The 21,415-nt window shown below is 46.4% G+C and carries 19 protein-coding genes; 12 read left to right on the plus strand and 7 right to left on the minus strand.

Going from position 1 to position 21,415, the window contains the following annotated elements:
- Positions 1-93: 93 nt before the first annotated feature.
- The 3 genes from MHI52_RS05605 (at position 94) to MHI52_RS05615 (ending at position 2,666) form a co-directional block, all read left to right on the plus strand.
- A complete protein-coding gene (locus MHI52_RS05605; protein WP_340902427.1) occupies positions 94-846 on the plus strand; it encodes a hypothetical protein in 753 nt (250 codons plus the stop codon).
- Between the two features lie 11 nt (positions 847-857).
- Entirely contained in the window at positions 858-1,961 is a 1,104-nt protein-coding gene (locus tag MHI52_RS05610) for a toxic anion resistance protein (protein ID WP_036606281.1), read from the plus strand.
- A 138-nt stretch (positions 1,962-2,099) separates the two neighbouring features.
- Positions 2,100-2,666 (plus strand): hypothetical protein, encoded by a 567-nt coding sequence (locus MHI52_RS05615; protein WP_036606283.1) that lies wholly within the window; start codon positions 2,100-2,102, stop codon positions 2,664-2,666.
- A gap of 63 nt (positions 2,667-2,729) precedes the next feature.
- Here the strand turns inward: MHI52_RS05615 and MHI52_RS05620 are convergent, their stop codons facing one another.
- Genes MHI52_RS05620 through MHI52_RS05635 form a run of 4 tightly spaced genes read right to left on the minus strand, consistent with a single transcriptional unit; the run spans position 2,730 to position 5,690 of the window.
- Entirely contained in the window at positions 2,730-3,392 is a 663-nt protein-coding gene (locus MHI52_RS05620) for a DUF2642 domain-containing protein (protein WP_405158638.1), read from the minus strand.
- 13 nt (positions 3,393-3,405) lie between these two features.
- Positions 3,406-4,752 (minus strand): arsenic transporter, encoded by a 1,347-nt coding sequence (locus tag MHI52_RS05625; protein ID WP_036606287.1) that lies wholly within the window; start codon positions 4,750-4,752, stop codon positions 3,406-3,408.
- Positions 4,753-4,890: a hypothetical protein gene (locus MHI52_RS05630; RefSeq protein WP_155985018.1), complete on the minus strand. Its 138-nt coding sequence runs from the start codon at positions 4,888-4,890 to the stop codon at positions 4,753-4,755.
- A 53-nt stretch (positions 4,891-4,943) separates the two neighbouring features.
- Positions 4,944-5,690 carry a hypothetical protein gene (locus MHI52_RS05635; RefSeq protein ID WP_405158639.1) on the minus strand — a complete coding sequence of 249 codons (747 nt, stop codon included), beginning with the start codon at positions 5,688-5,690 and terminating at the stop codon, positions 4,944-4,946.
- A gap of 371 nt (positions 5,691-6,061) precedes the next feature.
- Between MHI52_RS05635 and MHI52_RS05640 the strand changes: the two genes are divergently transcribed.
- The 4 genes from MHI52_RS05640 (at position 6,062) to MHI52_RS05655 (ending at position 11,570) form a co-directional block, all read left to right on the plus strand.
- Positions 6,062-7,087 (plus strand): CotH kinase family protein, encoded by a 1,026-nt coding sequence (locus tag MHI52_RS05640; RefSeq protein WP_405158640.1) that lies wholly within the window; start codon positions 6,062-6,064, stop codon positions 7,085-7,087.
- A 245-nt stretch (positions 7,088-7,332) separates the two neighbouring features.
- Complete coding sequence (locus MHI52_RS05645; RefSeq protein WP_405158641.1) at positions 7,333-9,141, plus strand: ABC transporter ATP-binding protein; 1,809 nt, start codon at positions 7,333-7,335, stop codon at positions 9,139-9,141.
- On the plus strand, positions 9,122-10,960 hold the full coding sequence (locus MHI52_RS05650) for an ABC transporter ATP-binding protein (protein ID WP_405158642.1): 1,839 nt from the start codon (positions 9,122-9,124) through the stop codon (positions 10,958-10,960). The genes MHI52_RS05645 and MHI52_RS05650 overlap by 20 nt, the downstream gene beginning before the upstream one ends.
- 274 nt (positions 10,961-11,234) lie before the next feature.
- Positions 11,235-11,570 carry a hypothetical protein gene (locus MHI52_RS05655; RefSeq protein ID WP_282319252.1) on the plus strand — a complete coding sequence of 112 codons (336 nt, stop codon included), beginning with the start codon at positions 11,235-11,237 and terminating at the stop codon, positions 11,568-11,570.
- A 102-nt stretch (positions 11,571-11,672) separates the two neighbouring features.
- Here the strand turns inward: MHI52_RS05655 and MHI52_RS05660 are convergent, their stop codons facing one another.
- Positions 11,673-13,277 (minus strand): bifunctional metallophosphatase/5'-nucleotidase, encoded by a 1,605-nt coding sequence (locus MHI52_RS05660; protein ID WP_405158643.1) that lies wholly within the window; start codon positions 13,275-13,277, stop codon positions 11,673-11,675.
- A 258-nt stretch (positions 13,278-13,535) separates the two neighbouring features.
- On the opposite strand from MHI52_RS05660, the gene MHI52_RS05665 reads away from it, so the two are divergent.
- The 5 genes from MHI52_RS05665 to MHI52_RS05685 all read left to right on the plus strand — a co-directional run bounded on the left by MHI52_RS05665 (position 13,536) and on the right by MHI52_RS05685 (position 17,738).
- Positions 13,536-14,534 carry a phosphate/phosphite/phosphonate ABC transporter substrate-binding protein gene (locus MHI52_RS05665; protein ID WP_405158644.1) on the plus strand — a complete coding sequence of 333 codons (999 nt, stop codon included), beginning with the start codon at positions 13,536-13,538 and terminating at the stop codon, positions 14,532-14,534.
- Between the two features lie 175 nt (positions 14,535-14,709).
- Complete coding sequence (phnC, locus tag MHI52_RS05670; RefSeq protein WP_036606306.1) at positions 14,710-15,507, plus strand: phosphonate ABC transporter ATP-binding protein; 798 nt, start codon at positions 14,710-14,712, stop codon at positions 15,505-15,507.
- On the plus strand, positions 15,504-16,355 hold the full coding sequence (phnE, locus tag MHI52_RS05675) for a phosphonate ABC transporter, permease protein PhnE (RefSeq protein WP_036672541.1): 852 nt from the start codon (positions 15,504-15,506) through the stop codon (positions 16,353-16,355). The genes phnC and phnE (MHI52_RS05675) overlap by 4 nt, the downstream gene beginning before the upstream one ends.
- Complete coding sequence (gene phnE / locus MHI52_RS05680; protein ID WP_127547295.1) at positions 16,352-17,158, plus strand: phosphonate ABC transporter, permease protein PhnE; 807 nt, start codon at positions 16,352-16,354, stop codon at positions 17,156-17,158. Before phnE (MHI52_RS05675) ends, phnE (MHI52_RS05680) begins: the two co-directional genes overlap by 4 nt.
- A gap of 319 nt (positions 17,159-17,477) precedes the next feature.
- The gene (locus MHI52_RS05685) at positions 17,478-17,738 is read left to right on the plus strand and encodes a hypothetical protein (protein ID WP_076253377.1); all 261 of its coding nucleotides are present in this window, start codon (positions 17,478-17,480) and stop codon (positions 17,736-17,738) included.
- Positions 17,739-17,834: 96 nt separating this feature from the next.
- Here the strand turns inward: MHI52_RS05685 and MHI52_RS05690 are convergent, their stop codons facing one another.
- Complete coding sequence (locus MHI52_RS05690; RefSeq protein ID WP_405159356.1) at positions 17,835-20,621, minus strand: DUF5689 domain-containing protein; 2,787 nt, start codon at positions 20,619-20,621, stop codon at positions 17,835-17,837.
- Between the two features lie 222 nt (positions 20,622-20,843).
- Complete coding sequence (locus MHI52_RS05695; protein ID WP_076253376.1) at positions 20,844-21,320, minus strand: RNA polymerase sigma factor; 477 nt, start codon at positions 21,318-21,320, stop codon at positions 20,844-20,846.
- Positions 21,321-21,415: the final 95 nt, after the last annotated feature.

Consider the following 21,415-nt stretch of genomic DNA (forward strand, 5'->3'; position numbering starts at 1 on the left):
TGAGAGGTTATTCAAAAAGTCCATCTTCTCGGTACTGAAAATCAGACTTTTTGAATATGCACTGTATGTGTTGTTAAGGCAGGAGGACAAGTAATGTTACGGAAAACGAAGATAGGTATAGGCGCATTGGTCGGTTATGGTCTCGCGGCGATCTCGAGTCCCTTTCTACCGGATGTCATCACGTGGGCAATTCCGGCACTGGCAACTGTGGTCGGAGGATTGATTCCTTCACGTTCCACGCCACGTACACAGGTCCAGGGTTCGTCATCAGCCCCTGTACCCATTACAGATATCGGAAATGAACCATCCCGCTTGAATGGTGGACAAGCACCGAGCACAGTGCCAACAGGGGCACGAGAAGCTTCTCTGGCAGAGCCCCAACCGAGCTCCACTCCCGCACAGCATGCGGGCACAGAACAAGCGAAGCCTTCCCGGACTGAACCAGATCCTGTATTTGATCCGGTGATTGAATACCTGGAAGTTCTGGAAGATATGATCATCTCCGAAGGTCAGAAGAACGAGCTGGATAATGAGATCGTGGAGAAATCATTGGCGTTGTTTGCCCGTTTGCAGCGTGTGATTCCTTCCCTTCAGGAACTAAATAACGGAGATATCAACCATACGGTGCGCAGACTGATTTTAAAAGACCTGAACGGTTTTATTAATCCATTTTTACGTTTAAGTGGAGAAGCCAAACGCAACAATCGGCGTATGCTGCTGAATGGTCTTCGAGACGTGGATTCCAAGATATCGGATATTGTATCAACGATTGAACATAAAGACTTAATGGAGCTCCAGAACAAAGCGGAACTAATACATCAACGGTATAACAGCTCTGAATTATAGGAGGGATTGGCATGGCAACGGAATGGGCTCAGTTGAAGCAGGAAGATGAGCAACGGATTAACCAGGAAGCAACGCAGCTTATTCAGAAAGTGTCCCAAAGTGATCCGGCTCATCTGGATACCTTAATGGATGATATCGGCAAGTTGGGCGTGAAAACACAAGAGAGAGCAGGGCAGACTCTCAAGTTGCTTGATCGTCCAGTCAATGAACTGATGTCCGGGAATCGGGCAGAGGTATCAAACATGATCCTGAAGCTCCGTGATGAATGTGAGAGTTTGCAGCAGAGTAAAAATGTGAGTTTTGTCGGGAAGTTGTTACGTAAAAGCCCGCTGAAAAACTATGTATACCGTTATCAATCCGTTCGCACGAACATTGATGCCATCATTAACGGGTTGCGGGACGGCAAGGACAACCTGGAAGAAAGCATCGTGAACATGCGTCAATTGAAACGTTCTTCCATTCAGGAGATCTACAATCTGCAGACCAAAATTTCCTTTGGTAATCAGTTAAAAGCTTTGTTTGAAACTGAGATTGCCAAGCCTGAGAACGAGAATCGTAAAGCACATCTGGAGCGTGGGTTGCGCAAAGTGGTAACACGTACCCAATCCATGACAGAGATGATCATGCTGTACAATCAGGCAATCGCAGCTACCGACATCATTAATGATAACAATGACAAGCTGATTGATTCCGTTAATAATGCCATTGATAAAACAGCGAATCTGATCACCGTTTCGGCCATGATTGCGATGGCTCTTAATGATCAGGAGAAGGTCATTTCTGCTGTGGAAGCTACGAATAAGACGATTGAAGATCAATTCAAGGAGAACGCCAGATTGTTGAAGACAACAACAGAGAAAACAAATGAACTGTTGTCCAAACCTGCGATGTCCCTTGAAGCGGTCAATCAAGCGATGGGTGATCTGATGTCTGCGCTGGATCTGTCCGAGCAGTCCAATCGCCGGATCATCGAGAGCTGTAATGACTATACCAACAAGATGACAACCCTTAACGCTAAAATGAGCGATCGACTGGGTCTGGAAGGGCCGAAGGCTGCTGCCATTCCGGAGAAAAACAAACCGGATTCCAGTGCATTAGGATCTTTCTTGGATTAGGGTAGGACTCGCTGCATATCGTATCGAGATTGCTACATGGTTTTATTTTCTACGAGGGACGCCGAGTGCGTCTCTTTGTTTCATTTATTTGATAGAATGATGGTAAAATCTGGGGTTGTGCGAAGGAGCTTGCTGAACATGCTGGACTTTTCATTCGAGATTATTGATGAGACCAAGATTAATATTCAATACAAATATGGCAGTGAGTTCTTTAACTTTAACCTGTATTATGCAAACGGGGAGTGGACGCTGCATCCTTTTGACGGCATACTGATCCAAAACCGTGAAATGTGCAGTCTGATTGTATCGGAGCTACTCCGTAACAAAGATTTTCATGTCATGTTGGCTAAAGAGAAAATCATCTTATCCCAATTACGCACCAGTGTTAACCTCCAGTCCAATGAGCCGGATGAATGGGTAGCAGATCGGAGAAACGCGGATTATTCCAGTCCTGATGATGAGTTGATGGATTACATAGGGAACCACAGTTTCGAAGACATATTACAGCTTGAGCAAGAACAGATTGAGGCCAGAGTGCAATTCTTCCAACAGATCATTCAGAGAATGTTTATGGAGGGGCTTGGACCGGAAGATGCTGATTTCATCAAAGTTCAGGCCGTGATTCGGATATATAAGGAGACATACGATCGTCTTGGTGAGTTGAATGATCATAATAGGGGTGATCGTGGACGCAGAAGATGGTAGGATGTAAAGGTGAAAAAAGGTTCATCAGCCATAGGCAGATGAACCTTTTTGTTCTTCTGATATTCAAGGGAGATGAATGGTTTGGATATGATCGGTATGCATAATTAAAGAAGTCCCATCCGCTTCTACCAACGCAAGCAAGTGGCTGTCTGCACTCTTCAATAACCCTGCTCGGTAAGGCTTGCAACCGAGGTTGAGTACAACAAGTTCACCTATCATTTTATGAAGTTGCTGATCGAGTGTACGGGAGAGTGACATGGACGAAGGTTGCATAGGGAAATGTTGCTTACTAAGGGAGTAGGGTGTGCTGTTAGTAGGGGAAGGAATAATATACTTCAGATGATTAATGGAAACATAGATAGAATGATATAACGGAGAGTAGAACATAAAGTAGTCATTCATAATATTGGTAATATAACCATGCAATGTTTTCCCTCCGATGGAGATTTCACTGAAACGTCCACGGGCGTTCATCAGCATTTTGCGGTAAGAGATGTTGGTGTGATCCATCTCGGGGTCTGGTGTTGGCAAAACTATACTTGAATCATCTGCCGTATTGACATGCATGGATTGAACATGATGAAGTGGAATATAAACAAATCGCTGATTTCCGTAGACTACAATCAAATCCTGGCCTACATCAATGATCTCACCCTGGATCGGTAGTTTACAGCCAGACAGCTCCAATTCGACGGATTTACCCAGCCAATGAGTAAGAAGTGCCACAGTATTCCTCCTCTCAATAGAGAATAGATGTCCAAATATATAGTGAAATTAGGCTAACAATTAGACTTATTGGTATCACAATAAAGGTAACTTTCATATACTGTTTCCAGGAGATTCGAATATGATGGGTCTTTAATATATACATCCAAATTAACGTTGCCAAGGTGCCAATAGGCGTCAGCAAGGCTCCGATATCACTTCCCAGAATGTTGGCAAGATACGCAAGATGCAGTTGAGATTCACTTAGTGGAAGATCTGTAACAGCAAAGGTCCCAATCATGACGGAGGGCAAATTGTTGAATAGATTGGAAAGCAGAGTGAGCATTAACCCCGACACAGCAATGATGCTGGCATTTCCTCCTTCTATTATAGGTTTCATCCACTGAATGATCGATGCGGTCATGCCTGCTCGGTGAAGACTATCCACAATAACATAAATGCTGAAGGCAAAGAGTAGAATGTGCCAGGGCGTTTGTGTTATCACATCTTTGAGTCCAGTCCGGGTGCGATACCAACGCACAGCGAGCATGAGAATAACACCAGTGATTGCAACTACCTCCATACGTATACCGACTTGCTCAGCTAGAAAATATCCTGCACGGATAAATACAACGATACCAATACAGACACGGAACAGCCACCAGTCTACTTTATTCTCGGATTCAGTTGTCTGAAGCGGATGATATCCTGAACCTGATGAAGACTGCAGGGATACAGGGAAATGATGAATAACTTTGGGAATACTTCTACGAAAATAATAGAACAGTAGTACAGTCATCACCATGATCGCAAGCATGGATGGCACAAACATCATCTGAGTATAAGTATTCAGATTTAAGCCAACCATTTGCAAAGCAATCAGATTAGCCAGATTACTAAGTCCAATTGGCGCACTGGAAGCCGTGGCGATTAGAGCACCGGAGATCAGGTAGGGTAACTGTTGATGCATTTTCAGACGAAGTATAGAACAGATTCGAATAATGATCGGAGTTGTGATCAGAATACTGCCATCATTGTTGAAGAAGATGGTCATGAGAAAACAAAGTAATAGAATTAGCCAGAACAATCGAAAGCCGGAACCTCTTGCTTTCTCAATCATATTCAAAGCGATCCAGCGAAAAAAACCGATGCTATCTAAAATAATCGACATGACAATGGTAGAGAGGATTGTTACGGCTGCACCAGATACGATCCCGAAGATTCCAACAATGTGAGCATAGCTACTCACTCCAGTTAAAATAAGAAGAAGGGCGCCAAGCGAGGTGGGTATAGATTCATTCAATCCGCCAGGACGCCACATCAGGAAAATGACAGTGATGATAAAGACCCCGAAGGTTAACCACAACTGGTAGTCAGGCATTTACTGTGATTCACCTCCCAGGGGGAGAAGTCCTGACGAAGCCTGAAGCAGATGTTCATGGGATGGAGTGGGCCTTCCGGGTGTAACGATCCAGTAAAAAGGCACACCAATCAAGACTAATGCGACGAAGATCAACATGATAATTCCCCCCTTTAAGCTGGTAGATAACTTAAGTTGTCAGTTTATTTTATTTACTTCTTTTTATTGCCGGATTTGTTACCACGGGATTGACTGCCTTGGTTGCCTTGATTGCCACGCGACTTGTTGCCACCTGATTTATTGCCTTGAGATTGGTTGCCTTGAACTCGTTGCCCCTGAGAACGATTGCCTTGATTGCTTCGAGATTTGTTGCCGCCGGACTTATTACCCTGGGATTGGTTCCCTTGAGCTGCTTGGTTCCCTTGAGAACGGTTGCCACGAGACTGGTTGCCTTGAGCCGCCTGATTACCTTGGGCTGCTTGGTTCCCTTGACTTGTATTACTACTGTTGTTGTTGTTGTTGTTGTTGTTGTTGTTCCCACCACCACGTACGAGGGATACAGATTTCACATGTTGCATCGGAATACGAACAATCTCCTGATTTTTCAAAGTCATGATCAATTGGTTCTGGTTGGCATCGGCCAGGATGCCTTCCACTTTTTCAGGTCCTCCCCGGTTAATCTGAACACGGCGGAAGCGGAGTGCTTGCATAACGCCCAAAAACGTGTTGGAAGGAATAGGATTCCCCATGGCTGCATTTCGGTTACCACCGGAACGGCCTGTATCTGTTATGCTTTTGACATGTGATTCATTAACGTAGACAATCCCTTCTTTGCAGTTCATCGCCATATAGTCCCAGCGTACGTCCGTGAGTGTACCTTGTACTGAATCAGGTCCTCCCCGGTTAATCTTAATCTCTCTTCCCAACAAACCTCTCATTCCTTGACCATTCATAGACATTGTGTTTGACCCCTTCCATGATATAAGTTCAGATGGACAAAAATGGTGGATGTAATTATGATCCCTTCCATTCGTCATTCGTGTCTGTCTGTAGTTTAAGCATATGTGACATGCCTCTTGGAGGGACTAGCCAGTTAACTATATTTATACCATTTCAGCTATAATCTATGAAAATGATGTAAATTTATAGATTAATAACCCGGTTATTCCGCATTATGACAAGTAAATTGGGATGTGATAAGTATCAGGACTGTGCATTCGCCCGTACGACTTTCTGTGCATCTGCATAGGATGGTGTAAGAGCCTACGGGCGAATCTTACAGGTACTCGAAAGGCGGATGGAAATGGCTCTACCTGTCTACCATATCAGCTTGTCTCCAACCGAATATCAACAGTTAACGTCCAATATATGGTCAGAGACGTTTGTGAACAGCACGATGCAGATGGACGGTAAGCCGTTTCCGATCCGGCTTCGATACCGTGGAGGACATACACGCGGTTATCCCAAAAAATCATTTGAGGTTCGTACATCCAGCCGAACGTATCATTTTAATGCGGAGTATGATGATCCTTCGTTGTTGCGCAATGCACTTTCTTTTCGTTTTTTTGAGTCGATTCGTGTACCCGCACCGTCTACACAACACTGCGTACTCTATCTGAACGGGCAACTTTTGGGTGTATACCTGCGGATCGAAGGGGTGAAATCCTTCTTTTTTCGTCAAAGGAAAATCCCTGTGCGCAGTATCTTCTATGCGGTGAATGATCATGCTGGTTTTACGATGAATTCGGATTCCTCTTCAACAAGTACCGATCTATTGTCCGGGTACAGCTTAATTCGTGGCAAAGATGTGGATCGCACAAGGCTACGTAACTTTATTCAGCAGTTGAACACAAAGTCCAGGCTGGAATTGTTTCGTTTTTTACAGTCGAGGGTGGATACAGACAATTATTTACGCTGGTTAAGTGGAGCTGTGCTTACAGGGAACTTCGACGGATTTCATCAGAATTACACATGGTATGAGAAAATCAAAAGTGGTAAATATGGCATCCTGCCTTGGGATTATGAGGGTACTTGGGGGAGGAACTGTTATGGAACACGAGTTGATCCCAATCTTGTTCGTATTCAGGGGTATAACAGACTTACCGGACGATTGCTGGCATTTCGTAGTTTCCGTCAACAATATAAGAAGCTGATGCGGCAGCATCTGATGAATGCTTTTACAGAGAAGCGAATTATGCCCTTGGTGAATCGGTTACACAATGAGATTCGTGAAGATGTCAACAAAGATCCTTACATGAAATGGCCCATGGATGTATTTGCAGGTGAACCGGAAAGAATTCGCGAATATGTGCTGAAACGTCGGGAGTATCTAAGTGAAAAACTACGTCAGCTATAAGCATTTAACTAGTGCGGGGAAGGGAGACCTTCCTTTTTTTACTGCCAAAATGATGAGAAGTTTATTGTATTGGGAAAAGTAGGGTAATAAGAATAGAAGCGGCATTGTAAAATACGCTATAATAACCATATGTGTACATAGAAATGATTACATATTGGACGCTGTGGAGAAAACAACATGTCTAATGGAGGCTCTGAGCTGGAACGTGTTATCGGTTTAGGGTGCTCCGAGCCGGAGGAATGCTTATGATCAAGCTGTTGTACTACTTGAAGAAGTACCGAGTTGCCGCGATTGCAGCCCTGGTCATGATGTTAATTGAGCTTGCGGTGGAGCTTGCTCAGCCTTATCTGATCTCCAAGATCATTGATAACGGGATTCAGCAGGGAGACCTTTCTGTCGTCTGGTTGTGGGGCGGTGTGCTGGTTGGCAGTGCTGTTGTGGCTTTTGTTGCCGGAATTGCGAGTTCGTTCTTTGCATCCCATGCAAGTCTGGGGTTCGGATACGATCTGCGGGAGAAGTTGTATGAGAAAGTGCAAACGTTCTCTTATGCCGTCTTTAACCGGTTCGCGACGTCGTCCCTGATTACCCGATTAACGGGGGACGTGACCCAGGTTCAGGACACCGTCTTCATGAGTCTGCGATTCATGACACGTGTGCCCCTGGTGGTGATTGGTAGCATGATTATGGCAGTAATCGTGAACCCGAGGTTGGGGCTGCTGCTGGTTGTCATGGTGCCTGTACTGCTCATTGTTGTAGTGTGGATGATCAAAAAGGCAGCGCTGCTGTTCCGCAATGTGCAGCGCAGACTGGATGCCGTCAATGGAGTCATCCAGGAGAATCTGACAGGCATTCGGCTGATCCGTGTCTTCGTACGGATGAGCCATGAGATTGAACGCTTTGCCGGATTCAGCGGCAAGCTGATGAAAGGCACCATTTCCGCGCTGCGCTTGACGGAGACCACGATGCCGTTCATGCTGCTTATGATGAACGTTTGTATCATCGCCGTGTTATGGTTTGGACGAGTCGACATTGCCTCCGGTAATGCAACCGTGGGTGAAGTGGTCGCCGTCATTAACTACCTGCTTCGCACAATTGGTGCCATGTCTGCGTTGTCATGGATTCTGGTAACCTTCTCCAGAGCAAGCGCTTCGGCGCAACGACTGAATGAAGTGTTTAATACGGAGGACACGTCGGAGACTGAACAGACGAAGTCGTTATCAACGTCTGCACCATCTGCTGGATCTATGAAATCTTCGCATTTTCCGCAATCTGTATACCCGGCGAAGAAACAGCGCGCTGTGCAGGGAGCGGTTGAATTCCGCAGTGTAGGCTTCAGTTATCCGAATAGTGAAATTACAGTACTGGATAACATCACATTTACGGCAAAAGCGGGGGAGCGTATTGCCATTATGGGAGCAACAGGCTCAGGCAAATCTTCGCTGGTACAGCTTATTCCGCGTTTATACACAGAGGATCAAGGAAAGGTACGGATTGATGGTGCCGATGCATCAGAGCTGGATCTGTCCGTGCTGCGTGGTGCGATTGGTTATGTACCGCAGGAGGTTGTCCTGTTTACCGGTTCCATCCGGGAGAATATTGCCTGGGGTCAGGAAGATGCTACCTTGGATGAGATCGTGGAAGCCGCAAAGCGCGCGCAGATCCATGAAACGATTGAGAATTTACCAAACGGTTATGATACATTGCTGGGTCAACGGGGAGTGAATCTCTCCGGTGGACAAAAGCAGCGACTTTCCATTGCACGAGCACTGGTACGTAGACCAAGAATTCTGATTCTGGACGATAGCACAAGTGCGCTGGATGTGGCTACAGAAGGCAGACTGCTCGATGCGCTGGAGGAATTGTCGTGTACCACGTTTATCATCACCCAGAAGATCAGTTCAACCACTTCGGCGGACCTGATTCTGCTGCTTGATGATGGACAACTCATTGGGCAAGGAAAACATGAAGACTTGATGGAGTCGTCAGAGCTGTATCGTCGAATTCATGAATCACAATACGGGGAGGGTGCACAGCATGTTCAAAGCATTCATTGAGCCTTTCCGTCAGCCACCGCCTCCGATTGATCCGGAGACGTTACGATCAGGTGGTGGTCGCAAACCCAAGGCACGGGCGAAGAACTGGTCAGGTACGCTAGGTCGTATCTGGACCTATCTGGCACGTCGCAAGGTTAAGCTGTCCATGGTACTGTTGATGGTGTTTGCCAGCTCCGCACTCGCTTTGCTTGGCCCTTACATGGTAGGGGTGGCCGTGGATGATTTCATCGCGGGGGAAGCCGGGGCAAGCTGGACTCGGTTTCTGATTGGATTAACCGCAGTGTATGTCTTGTTCTCTCTTACATCTTGGTTACAAAATATATGGATGATCGAAATTGCACAGGAAACCGTGTTCCGCATGCGGTATGATCTGTTCTCCCATCTGCACAAATTACCGATTCCATTCTTCGGTAAACGCCAGCAGGGGGAGATTATGAGCCGGGTGACCAATGATATCGAGAATGTCAGCGGTACATTGAACAGCTCGGCGATCCAGATCTTTTCGAGTGTATTAACACTACTTGGGACATTTGGCGTTATGCTCTGGCTCAGCCCACTACTGACCCTGCTTACCTTTATCGTTGTTCCTTTGATGGCCATCGGCATGCGTTGGATTACGCGCAGAACGGGACCGCTCTTCAAGGAGCGGCAGCGCAATCTGGGTGAACTTAACGGTTACATCGAAGAGACATTATCCGGGCAACGGATCATTAAGGCATTCTCCCAAGAGGAGCGGGTGATTCGCGGTTTTGAGGAACGGAATACCCGCATCCGGATTTCCGGTTTTTGGGCACAGACCATCTCTGGTTTTATCCCGAAACTGATGAATGGATTGAATAACCTGAGCTTTGCGATTGTGGCGGGCATCGGTGGTATTCTGGCGATTCAGGGTTCGGTTACGGTTGGGGTGATTATTATTTTTGTAGAATATGCCCGTCAATTCACCCGTCCGCTGAATGATCTGGCGAACCAGTGGAATACGTTATTGTCCGCGATTGCGGGGGCTGAGCGCGTATTCGAGGTGCTGGACGAAGATGAGGAAGCGAAGGATGAAGGGGCAGCGATATCTCTGGACAAGGTAGAGGGAGCCGTTCGGTTTGACAAAGTATCCTTTGGATACGATGAAGGGCGTAACATTTTGCATGAGATCAGCTTTGAAGCCAAACCGGGGGAGATGATTGCCCTTGTGGGTCCGACCGGAGCGGGGAAAACAACATTAATTCAGCTGTTATCACGTTTCTATGATCCAACAGGTGGCACATTAACGGTAGATGGACGCGATATGACCACCATTCGGCGTGAGAATCTGCGGTCACATATGGCATTTGTATTACAGGATTCATTTTTGTTTCAGGGTACGATTCGAGAAAATATTCGATTTGGGCGTCTGGACGCAACGGATGAAGAGGTGGAAGCAGCCTCCCGGCTGGCGAATGCCCATTCCTTCATTGTGCGAATGAAGGATGGATACGACAAAGTGCTCCAGGCCGACGGGAGCGGCATTAGTCAGGGGCAGAAGCAACTACTCGCCATTGCCCGGGCAATCTTGGCAGATCCATCGATACTCGTACTGGACGAAGCGACGAGCAGTATTGATACTGTTACGGAGATTAAAATCCAGGAAGGGCTGCAACGCCTGATGCAAGGCCGTACCAGCTTTGTCATTGCCCACAGGCTGAACACGATCCGTCAGGCCGACCGGATTCTGGTGCTGAAGGATGGGCAGCTACTGGAGCAAGGCTCGCATGATACATTGCTGGAACAAGGCGGTTTCTACAGCGAGCTGTATTACAGTCAGTTGCGTAAAAAGGCGCAATAGTCATTTTGGATAATATGGGACATGTATTAGAGAACTTGTAGGTATGTAAAAAGAGCAGGGATGAGGGCACGATGCTCCTCAATTCTGCTCTTTTTGCATATTCCCTTGAAGGAAAATGGAAAACGGAACTGTGATTGTATGTTAAAATAAGGATATATTGGAATAGGTCCGTTTTTGGACGGTTGCCAGCGGTTTTGAAGCATGAGAATGAATTTTTACACGTATGCCTGTAGTCAGTCATGTGATGCATTAGAAGAGAGGAGGGCAATGCGGAATGGAATTCAAATTTGGGAATGTTGCTATTCTTCTACCCCCTGTTCACATTATTATTATCGCAATCATTATTATTTTCATTCTAGTAAGGTGGAGCAAGCAGTTAGAAACAAGACGTTTTACGGTTTTCTTTTACTTTTTAATTAGTACGTTCATTACGCCAATTTATTCTCAAAGTACAACAAATGGTGTCTTTGAGCTATGGATCCCCGCAGGGTTTATTTTGGTTTTCTTTTATTTGATTCGTAGCGAAAGATATCATCCATCTAAAATGAAAGCGAGTATCTTAGGATTTTCAATAGCATTATATCAGTTAATCCTTCAATATGTCGGATGAAGGGACAGGACAGGACAGGATAGGATAATTCAACAAGAACAAGTAAGCAATAGGTTGAAAACAAAAGAGCAGATCCTGATCACAGGACCTGCTCTTTCTCATTTAACTTCCAATAACTTTCCAGTTATTAGCCTGCTCCACCGTTAATGGCTGGTGTCTGCGGATGTAATCTTCCACCAGTGCGGCCATATCCGTGGCACCTTCGTGCAGTACCTTTTTGCCCGGATACATCGCATAATCTCCGCCGCCAGCAGCACGGTAGCTGTTCATCACCACAGAGTACATGCCATCCATGTCCATGGGTTTGCCTTCACGTTCCAACTTCACAACTCGACTGCCCACAGGTTGGGAAATATCCAACTCGTACTCCATGCCAGCCCACATATCGTAATTATAATGTTGGGGTTTGGGCTCCATATAAGCCGGATTGACTGCCACCTCACCAGAAGCATTCACTTCAAAGTAACGTGCCGTTTGTTCCAGTGCCTCCCGGATATCCTGACCACTCAACTCCAGCACCGTCAGAGTATTAGGATAGATGAAGTTGGATAACACGTCCCGAACGGTGATGTGACTCCCGAAACCGCGAGCTTCTTCACTCAGCATGGCGGTATTGGAGAGCTGCGCTCCAGTCGCTTCCATCTGCACTTGATGTACAAAAGCAATGAATGGATGTGCCTTGAGTCGCAGAGCCGTAGCATTGGTGATGGATAAATCCCCAGCCACCTCGCCAATGGGTTGATCAAGCCATGATTGTGCCTCAGTTTCCAGCTCTTCCGTCAGTTTCATGACGGTTGCATCAGGTTCAACCTCATGATGTTCATCCAGAAGTAACAACCGAGCCTGCTTATCTGTAATCTGCCACTTGCCGCCCGATGATTGTTCCAAATGAAGGGATACATGCCCCGCACCATTTCCACTGAAGCCTGGCTGAATGACGGTTACACCATGAATATTAGCGGTAAGCTGACGATGCTGATGTCCGGTAAGCAACACATCAATGCCTTCGATGTCCCGGCAGATGGCATAGCCTTGATTTTCTCCAGTTAACCGTTCGGTGGGCTCGCCTGTCTCCAGATCACTCTCAAATCCACCGTGATAACTGACAACCATTACATCTGGTTGTTCATGCTCATGGATATAGCTAACCCATGCACGAATCGTCTCCAAGGCATCAAGGAACTGTAAACCCTCAATATTTTTCGGGTGCTCCCAGTTTGGGATGTAGTGCGTAGTTGCGCCCAAGAGGGCTATTTTAACACCCGTAGACAAGGTTTTGATTAGATACGGAGGACCGAAGGCAGGTACGTCTGGTTGCTCATTTTTTACAATATTGGCAGACAGCCAGGGGAAATTAGAAGCTTCAACTGCTCCGCGCAACAGACTCTGACCATAGTTAAACTCGTGATTGCCCATCACCGCAGCATCATAACCGAATTCATTCAGTACCGTTATGAATGGATGCACCTCGTTTTTGGAAACCTGTGAAGCTGCATAGGAGGCCAAGGGTGATCCTTGCAGCAGATCCCCGTTATCCACCAGCATCAATTCAGGAGAACGTTCACGTTCCTTACGAATCAGGGAAGCCAGCAGGGCAAGCCCAGCGGGGCGGTAGGCATTGGTATTGTAATGAATGGGACGGATCGCCCCGTGCAGATCACTGGTATACAGAATATCGAAGCTTGCCGTATGGTTTGTGGATGTCATTTTACAATCTCCTCTAATATATAAGTTCAGATATATGGAATTACTATAAAACGGAGAAGAATGAATAGCTTGAAGAACCGAAGTATACGCCGTTATCTCCGATGTTCTTCTTATATCTTCAACCATAATGAGCCTATTCTAACAGATACAAGTCGCGCTGACAGCCTGACAGGAAACTTTACAAAACTCCAAATTTCGTTTCACATCGCGCTAATATTTGGCAACTATAGTAGATAAGTACTGAAAAATAGAAACTCTTTGGAGGGTGTTCGTTTGAAGAAGTCTGCTTTATTTTTACCATTGTTGATTTTGGTTCTGTTTCTGAGTGCTTGTGGGTCTAGCAGTAGTACAACAGGTTCGGCTAACGGGGATAATGCGAGTTCGAATGCATCCGGTACGTCTACGGCAGAGACAGAGAAAGCTGTCGAAGGTTATGTGCCAACTGAACTGACGGTTCAATTTGTTCCTTCCCAGAACGCAGATACGCTTGAAGCCAAAGCGAAACCGCTGGAGAAGTTGCTTGGTGACAAACTGGGCATTCCGGTAAAAGTCAGCGTATCCACCGACTACAACACAATTATTGAAGCAATGGCGTCCAACAAAGTAGACGTAGGTTTCTTGCCTCCGACAGCTTATGTACTGGCTAAAGAAAAAGGCGCTGCGCAGGTTATTTTGCAAGCACAACGTTTCGGTGTAAATGATGAGACAGGTGCTCCAACCGAAGAGTTGGCGGATTCCTATAAATCCATGTTCATTGTGAAAAAAGATTCGCCGATTCAATCCATCGAGGACCTTAAAGGTAAAAAAGTGGCTTACCAAAACGTAACGTCTTCCGCAGGTTATGTATGGCCAGCAGGTCTGTTGCTGGACAGAGGCATTGATCCATTAAAAGATGTAACACCTGTAACGTTGAAAGGTCATGACCAAGGTGTTATCGCTGTATTGAACGGTGACGTTGATGCAGCAGCTATTTTCCAAGATGCCCGCAACACGGTAGCTAAAGACTATCCGACTGTATTTGAAGATACACGAGTACTGGCGTTCACTGAGCCTATTCCTAACGATACCATTGCCGTTCGTACAGACATGAATGCAGATTGGACTGCGAAGATCAAACAAGCCTTCATCGATATCGGTAAAGATACTGAAGGTCACCAGATCATCAAAGAAATCTATACGCATGAAGGTTATGTAGAGTCCGATGATAGCAAGTTTGAGATCGTTCGTCAGTATGGCGAAAAAGTGAAAGGTGAATAATTCTGATCCAAAAGTAGTTCGGGATCTGTTCACATTGTAGTAGCTTTCTTGGATGGGAACAGCTTAATCGTAGCAATGGACAGGCCAGTTCAGCGTGATCTACGCTGCGCTGGCTTGTGCCATTATAGCAAGGACTCATGTGTATGATCATTATGAATGAAAGAAGGATATTGTCATGATTGAGCTTCATAACGTTACCAAAACTTACGCTAACGGCACCAAGGGCCTGGATAATATTAATCTGAAATTTGAGCAGGGTGAATTCATTGCTGTAGTGGGTCTGTCCGGTGCGGGTAAATCAACGCTCTTACGCTCCATTAACCGACTGCACGACATTAGTGAGGGCGAGATTCTGATTAACGGAAGTTCCATCACGAAGGCACAAGGCAAACGGCTACGCATGATCAGACGTGACATCGGCATGATTTTCCAGAGTTTCAATCTGGTAAAACGGTCCAGTGTACTACGTAACGTACTCGCTGGACGGGTTGGATATCATTCCACCATGCGCACCATTATGGGGCGTTTTCCAAAAGAGGATATTGAACTGGCGTTCACTGCGCTGGATCGCGTGAATATTTCGGAGAAAGCTTATTCCCGTGCAGATCAGTTGTCTGGTGGACAACAACAGCGTGTGGCTATTGCCCGTGTACTGGCACAGGAAGCAAAAATCATTCTGGCCGACGAACCGGTTGCTTCACTTGACCCGCTTACAACAAAACAGGTCATGGATGACCTGAAACGCATCAATCAAGACCTTGGGATTACGACCATCGTCAACCTTCACTTTATTGATCTGGCGAGAGAGTATGCGACCCGTATTGTCGGATTGCGAGCAGGCGAGGTGGTCTTCGACGGCCCGGTAGAAGAGGCAACGGATGAGCGCTTTGCAGAAATTTACGGCAGACCAATTCTGGCTGACGAATTGTTGGACAAACAGGCTGTGCATGAGCAGGGAGAAGTTGTGGTATGAAGGGGCAGTCCAACGTTCCACTTCAGAATTCAGGCGGAGTGGGGAAGGAACCTGGTTCCAGCCCGGCTCAGGTTGTGAATCGCCCAAAGCCGCCTGGGCGTACGAAACATTTGCTCACCTTAGTGATCATTCTGCTCCTTCTGTGGGCCAGTGCCAAGCAGACGGATGCCAGCTTCACGGAGTTGTTTGAAGGTTTTCCCAACATGCTGGATCTGCTGAAGGAGATGTTCCCGCCCCGGTGGAGTTACTTTGATAATATCGTGCAAGGCATGCTTGAAACGATTCGAATGGCCCTGATTGGGACAACCATTGGTGCCATTATTGCGATTCCAGTCTCGATTATCTGTGCCGGTAACCTGATGCCAAGTCGCTGGATCTACTATCCGGCGCGCTTTCTGTTGAACCTGATTCGGACCGTGCCGGATCTGTTGCTTGCTGCTTTGTTCGTTGCTGTGTTTGGTTTGGGGCCAATCCCCGGAATCTTGGCACTGGCTGTGTTCTCGATAGGTCTGATCGCGAAGCTGACGTATGAGACGCTGGAAACCATTGATCAGGGGCCGCTGGAAGCGATGACGGCTGTTGGTATGAACCGAATTCAGCTCATTGTATATGGCGTGGTGCCGCAACTGGCTGCCCAGTTCACATCCTATGTGCTGTATGCCTTTGAAATTAATATACGTGCTGCTGCCATTCTGGGACTGGTGGGAGCCGGAGGGATTGGACTCTACTATGAGGCCACACTTGGGTTCCTGGAGTATGACAAGACCAGCGTAATCATTCTGTTTACCCTCGTCATCGTTCTGGTCATTGATTATGTAAGTACTAAGCTGCGGGAGAAATTGCTATGATGAAAAATGAAATAAGCCGCATCCGGCCTAAACCACGGAAGAACCCGCTACGCTGGGTCATTGTGTTACTGTTAATCCTTGTGTATGTCTGGGCGCTTGCCGGTGTACCGTTTACTGGTTTCAAGGAAACTGCCGCTCAGATTATGAAAGCCATTGTAGCCGGAATTTTCTCACCGGACTGGGAGTTTGTATATTTGCCTGAGGGAGAAGACCTGCTGCGCGGACTGCTAGACACGTTGGCAATCTCCGTACTAGGTACTGTAATCTCGGCCGTGCTCTGTATTCCATTTGCCTTCTGGTCTGCCCGTAACATGAGTGGGCATCGTTCCATCTCGGGTGCAGGCAAAATGGTACTCAGCTTTATTCGCACGTTCCCTGAGATTATCATGGCCTTGTTGTTCATCAAGGCAGTAGGCCCCGGATCGTTCGCAGGGGTACTCGCCCTTGGGTTGCACTCCATTGGCATGTTAGGCAAGTTGTACGCAGATGAAGTTGAAAATATCGACTACGGCCCATCCGAGGCGCTGCTTGCCTCTGGAGCCAATCGTATGCAGCAGTTGTGGTTTGCCATCCTGCCACAGGTTATGCCTGGCTTCCTGAACTATACATTGTACCGTTTTGAGATCAATGTACGTTCCGCGACTATACTGGGTGTAATTGGAGCAGGGGGTATCGGTACACCGCTGATCTTTGCGTTAAGTACTCGGAACTGGCCGCGAGTAGGTATAATCCTGCTGGGTATTATCGTGATGATCACGATTATTGACTTGATCTCGGGGTATATTCGTAAGAAGCTGGTGTAAGGGTTAATGTGGCGCTACGAATATACTAGATGATAAATTAAGATAAGTTGATAGAGGAAGAAGAGAGGGCTATTCGGTGCCGGAATATTGGCAGGGATAGTCTTTTTTTGTGTCTGTAAATAAACATCGGTGCGTTCTTGTTGCTCAGCTAACCGTCGAGGAATAAGAGGATTCCAAGAATATGCATCACAATGATTGAGTTATTTTCCAAATCCATGTAATATTAATAGGTTTCTATATAAAGGGAATTAAGGATATTAATCAATACTCCTCTTAGATACCCATACAAGAAATGAGTTTTTCGAAAGGAAGGTGACCTATGGAAATATTTTATTTTATATGGATTGTATTTATGGTATTGATATTGCTGTACAGAATGATCTTTCAGAAGTTTAAAAAACATAACAGAGAAAATATTGGGCTCAGTGCAATCCTGATCATTTTCACGGGAAGCAGTTATACGTTTACACAGATGAACTTGATTTTTGTCATTAGTGTCATCGCCGTGGCCGTTTATTGTGCTGTATGGAACAGCATTCTATTTGTTAGAAATGGCTATGAGCCAGAACGTTTGAAATGAATGAAAAAAACCGAAACCATGTTGCCCTGTGAATCAGGCAATGTTGGTTTCGGTTTTTTAGTTGCTTGGTTAAACGTTAGGCTTCTTTAATGAGACTTAGCTAGCCAAAGGCAATGCTTTAGTAACTTGAACCGTAATTGTCTCTGTGCTGGTTACGCCTGCAGCGTTGATCAGCTCAGCACGATACGAATACGTTCCGTTAGCGCGACCCGACAATTCAGTTGTAGCATTTTGAGAAGCTGGAGTTGCCGCGTTCAACGCTTGTGTATCAATCAATACATCATTCTCATAGAGACGGTATTCAGTTGCATTTGTACCCCACCAGAGGTTCATGGATACGTTATAGTTGCCGTCACCATCCCAGTTGTTTTGGGACAATGTAGCTTTGCCTGGAGCGGCATTGGTTACTTGTACCGTCAGCACGTCACTGCGTGTTGTGCCTTTGTCATTGGTCAGCTCAGCTACATAGGTATACGTGCCGTTGGCTTTGCCTGTAATGGCGGTTTTGGAGGACTGAGCCGATGGTGAAGCCGCAGTCAACTTCTGCGTATCGATCAGAACGCCATTCTCATACAGTTTGTACTCAGAACCGTTTTCACCCCACCAGAGGTTCATGCTTACGTTGTACGAACCTTCGAACAGGCCAGTGGTATATCCATTATCAGAAGAAAGCACCGGTTTACCCGGTGCTCCTGCAGCTGGAGTGGAAGGCACTTCGCCGCCACCTTGCTCTTCAGCAGGTACAAAATCATTCAAGCTTCTAGGTTTCAATTGATATACATCTTTGAAAATAGCGGAAACGCCTGTGATATCGATTTTGTCACCAGCAGCATAAGGGAAGGAAGTCTCCGTCACACCTGTACGGGTGTCCACACGGATGTGTGTGCTCGTTCCATCTGCTGCTACCGCGTCGAATTCAAAAGATCCAACTGGTGTAGCACTGATGATATTCTCAATCGTTACATTTTTCAATTGAACCAGTTGACCTTGGTTCGCATCTGTAATTGCAGTAACCTCGATTGGAGCAGGTACGGAAGCCGTACCTGTTTTCTCAATCGCAACGATATCGGTAAGCTCGAACTCGCTGTTATAGATGGTTGTTGCTGCTGTTACTTTCACCTTGTCACCAGCATGGAAGCCGCTAGTGTGCTGGAATACGTAGATTCCAGCAGTTTCATCTTGAAGATAGAAGGCTTGTCCACCAAATGCACCCGGCTCTGTCGTCACAACACCTTCGATGGTTACGGTAGTGCCAGCAGCTTTGGTGCGTGCTTCAGCAACTGTGATAGCTGCTGGAATCGGTCCTTCTTCTTCCGGAAGCTGTTCTGCTGGCACATTGCCAACAGTCACGGCATTGGTGATCAGGTTGCTGCCATTCAGACGCAGACGCAAGCTGGCAGCGCCAGTTGTACCTGGTTTGATCCGGACGTTCAGATCTTTGATCCCGCGACCTTGGCTGTCCGAGGTTACACTGAATGTGGAACTATAGCCGTACGAAGTTGGCCAAGTACCACTTTCATTCTGGATCATGGCGACCTGTGTTCCGCCAGTCAGATAGATACCGGCACTATAACCGGATACGGTTGTGTTTGGAGCCATATTCTCCACAACTACACGAATCTGGAAGTCTTCTGCATTCGGAAGGGTATCCTGTTTAACGAAGCTGTATGCAGCGTTCGCGCTGGATGCAGGTCCACCGTAAGAACCAGCCTTGAACGTGGAACGATCGTACCACTTATATCCGGCAGCAGGTGCGGACCAAGGTTCAGCCTGTGGTTCTGTGGAAGCAGCCGGCTCTTCGAATGGCAACAGCGCTGTAGCTGTGTCCAGTTCAAGTCCGTTCACTTCAGTCAGGCTTGTGTAGTTCTCTTGTGTAGCAAGCCAGTTTACGGTGTTCACGAGCAACACGGCATCATCGGCTTCTTTAAAACCGTCATAAGTTGTTTTGCGTGTGCCTGTCTCTTCACGCAAGTATTTTGGTGATGCATCTTCTACTGGAGAGGAGTCACCGATGAAGGCAGCTTTACCTGCGCCCAGCTTGGATACAGCCACGTAAGGACCTTCTTCAATCCCGCCGCCGTTGTAGACACCTTGGTCTACCGCGTTATTCCATTTTGCGTTGGTTTTTGGCAGGTACACAATACCTTTTGCCTTTTCCGGATCGGTGATTGCAAGTGTTGAACCGGCGTGCATGGCTACAGCCGATACGCCTTCTGTGATGCCGAAAGCTTGATCTGCCGGTACAACGATATTGGCATTGATATCGCCAAGTGCGTTATAGCGGAAACGTACGCCAAAGTTATCGGACAACCAGTCCGAGCCGGTTACATTTTGCATCGCTTCAGAATTACGCTCATCGGTGCTCATACCTTTGGCCGGATCTTCGAATGCTCCCCGACGATAGCCGTTGATGACTTCAGAGCCATCCCAGCGGTTTTTATTACGGTCTGCATTATAGTGATCTCCAACAAAGAAGATACTGCCGCCCGTTTCAACATATTGTTTCAGTGCTGCTTGTTCGGATGTTTTGAAAGGAATTTGAGGCTCTGCAATAACGAATACGTTATACTCTTTCAGATCATCATAGGTAAATGGAGTTGTCTTGCGAAGTTCTTTGACATAGTAACCATCATTCGCGAGTGCATTCCCGAAGTCGGAGAAACCTCCATCAATGACCCAGTCTGCAGCTCCAGCCGTTTGGCCGTGAGAGTTGTCGAACAATACTTTTTTACCTGCATTTTGGTTCACAACCTTTGCCTGGATGAACGGTGCCGGGTCTGTCGGTCCTTCCGCATGAACCGATGCATCTCCGTTCCATAATCCGACCTGAAGTGGCAAAGCCATGGACAATGCCAGGAGTGATTTTAAAAATACTCCTCGCATACCTGTTAATTTACCCAACCAAATCCCTCCCAAATATTAGTTGATTCATGAGTTCGTCCATATTCTACCACATGAAAATCTCACATAGTCATAACAATTTGTAAAAATTAACTCGATATTTGTAAAATTGGGTCTTTTGACATATCCATAGGTATTTCGGTCCCGTCATAATCCATCCAATTCTGCGTGCATATTGATTTTACGCAAATAAAAAGCCATCTCTTATGAGATGACTTTGGCCCGAATTCGATTGACGGCATGGAAGACAGAGGATTTAATCATGCCTTCACTGCGATTCACCAGCTCTGCCGTTTCCTTAATGGAGTATCCATGGATGAGGCGAAGTTCTAATATTTTACGATGTTCGGTGTTGTTAATATGGGAAACAAGATCATGAACACCTTCGCTAATTTCAAGGTGGGATGTATCGACGTGATGGGTAGGTACCTCCAGACGGCTGTCTCGTCTGAGTGTACGGGTTCGTCTGCGGAAGCTGTCCATCGCCAGGTTACGGGCAATGCGTTTGAGATAATAGAGAATGCGATCTTCAGGGATATCCACGGTAACGTTCATTAGTCGAATAAAACAATCCTGTGCCAGATCTTCTGCATCTTGCGGTTGTTTGACGATATGGGATAGATACCTTGTGATTTCTGATTTATAGTTGACATAAGCATCATTAATTTGTGTGCTGTTCATATGATGTGAATCCCCCTTGGATACAGATCAGGCTTGGGTCCGGTCTGGTATGAGTCTCTTTATGATCCAAGTATATCGGGTGGTTGTTTCCAAAA

It is taken from the genome of Paenibacillus sp. FSL H8-0283 (genome assembly GCF_045040675.1).
Taxonomy (GTDB): domain Bacteria; phylum Bacillota; class Bacilli; order Paenibacillales; family Paenibacillaceae; genus Paenibacillus; species Paenibacillus amylolyticus.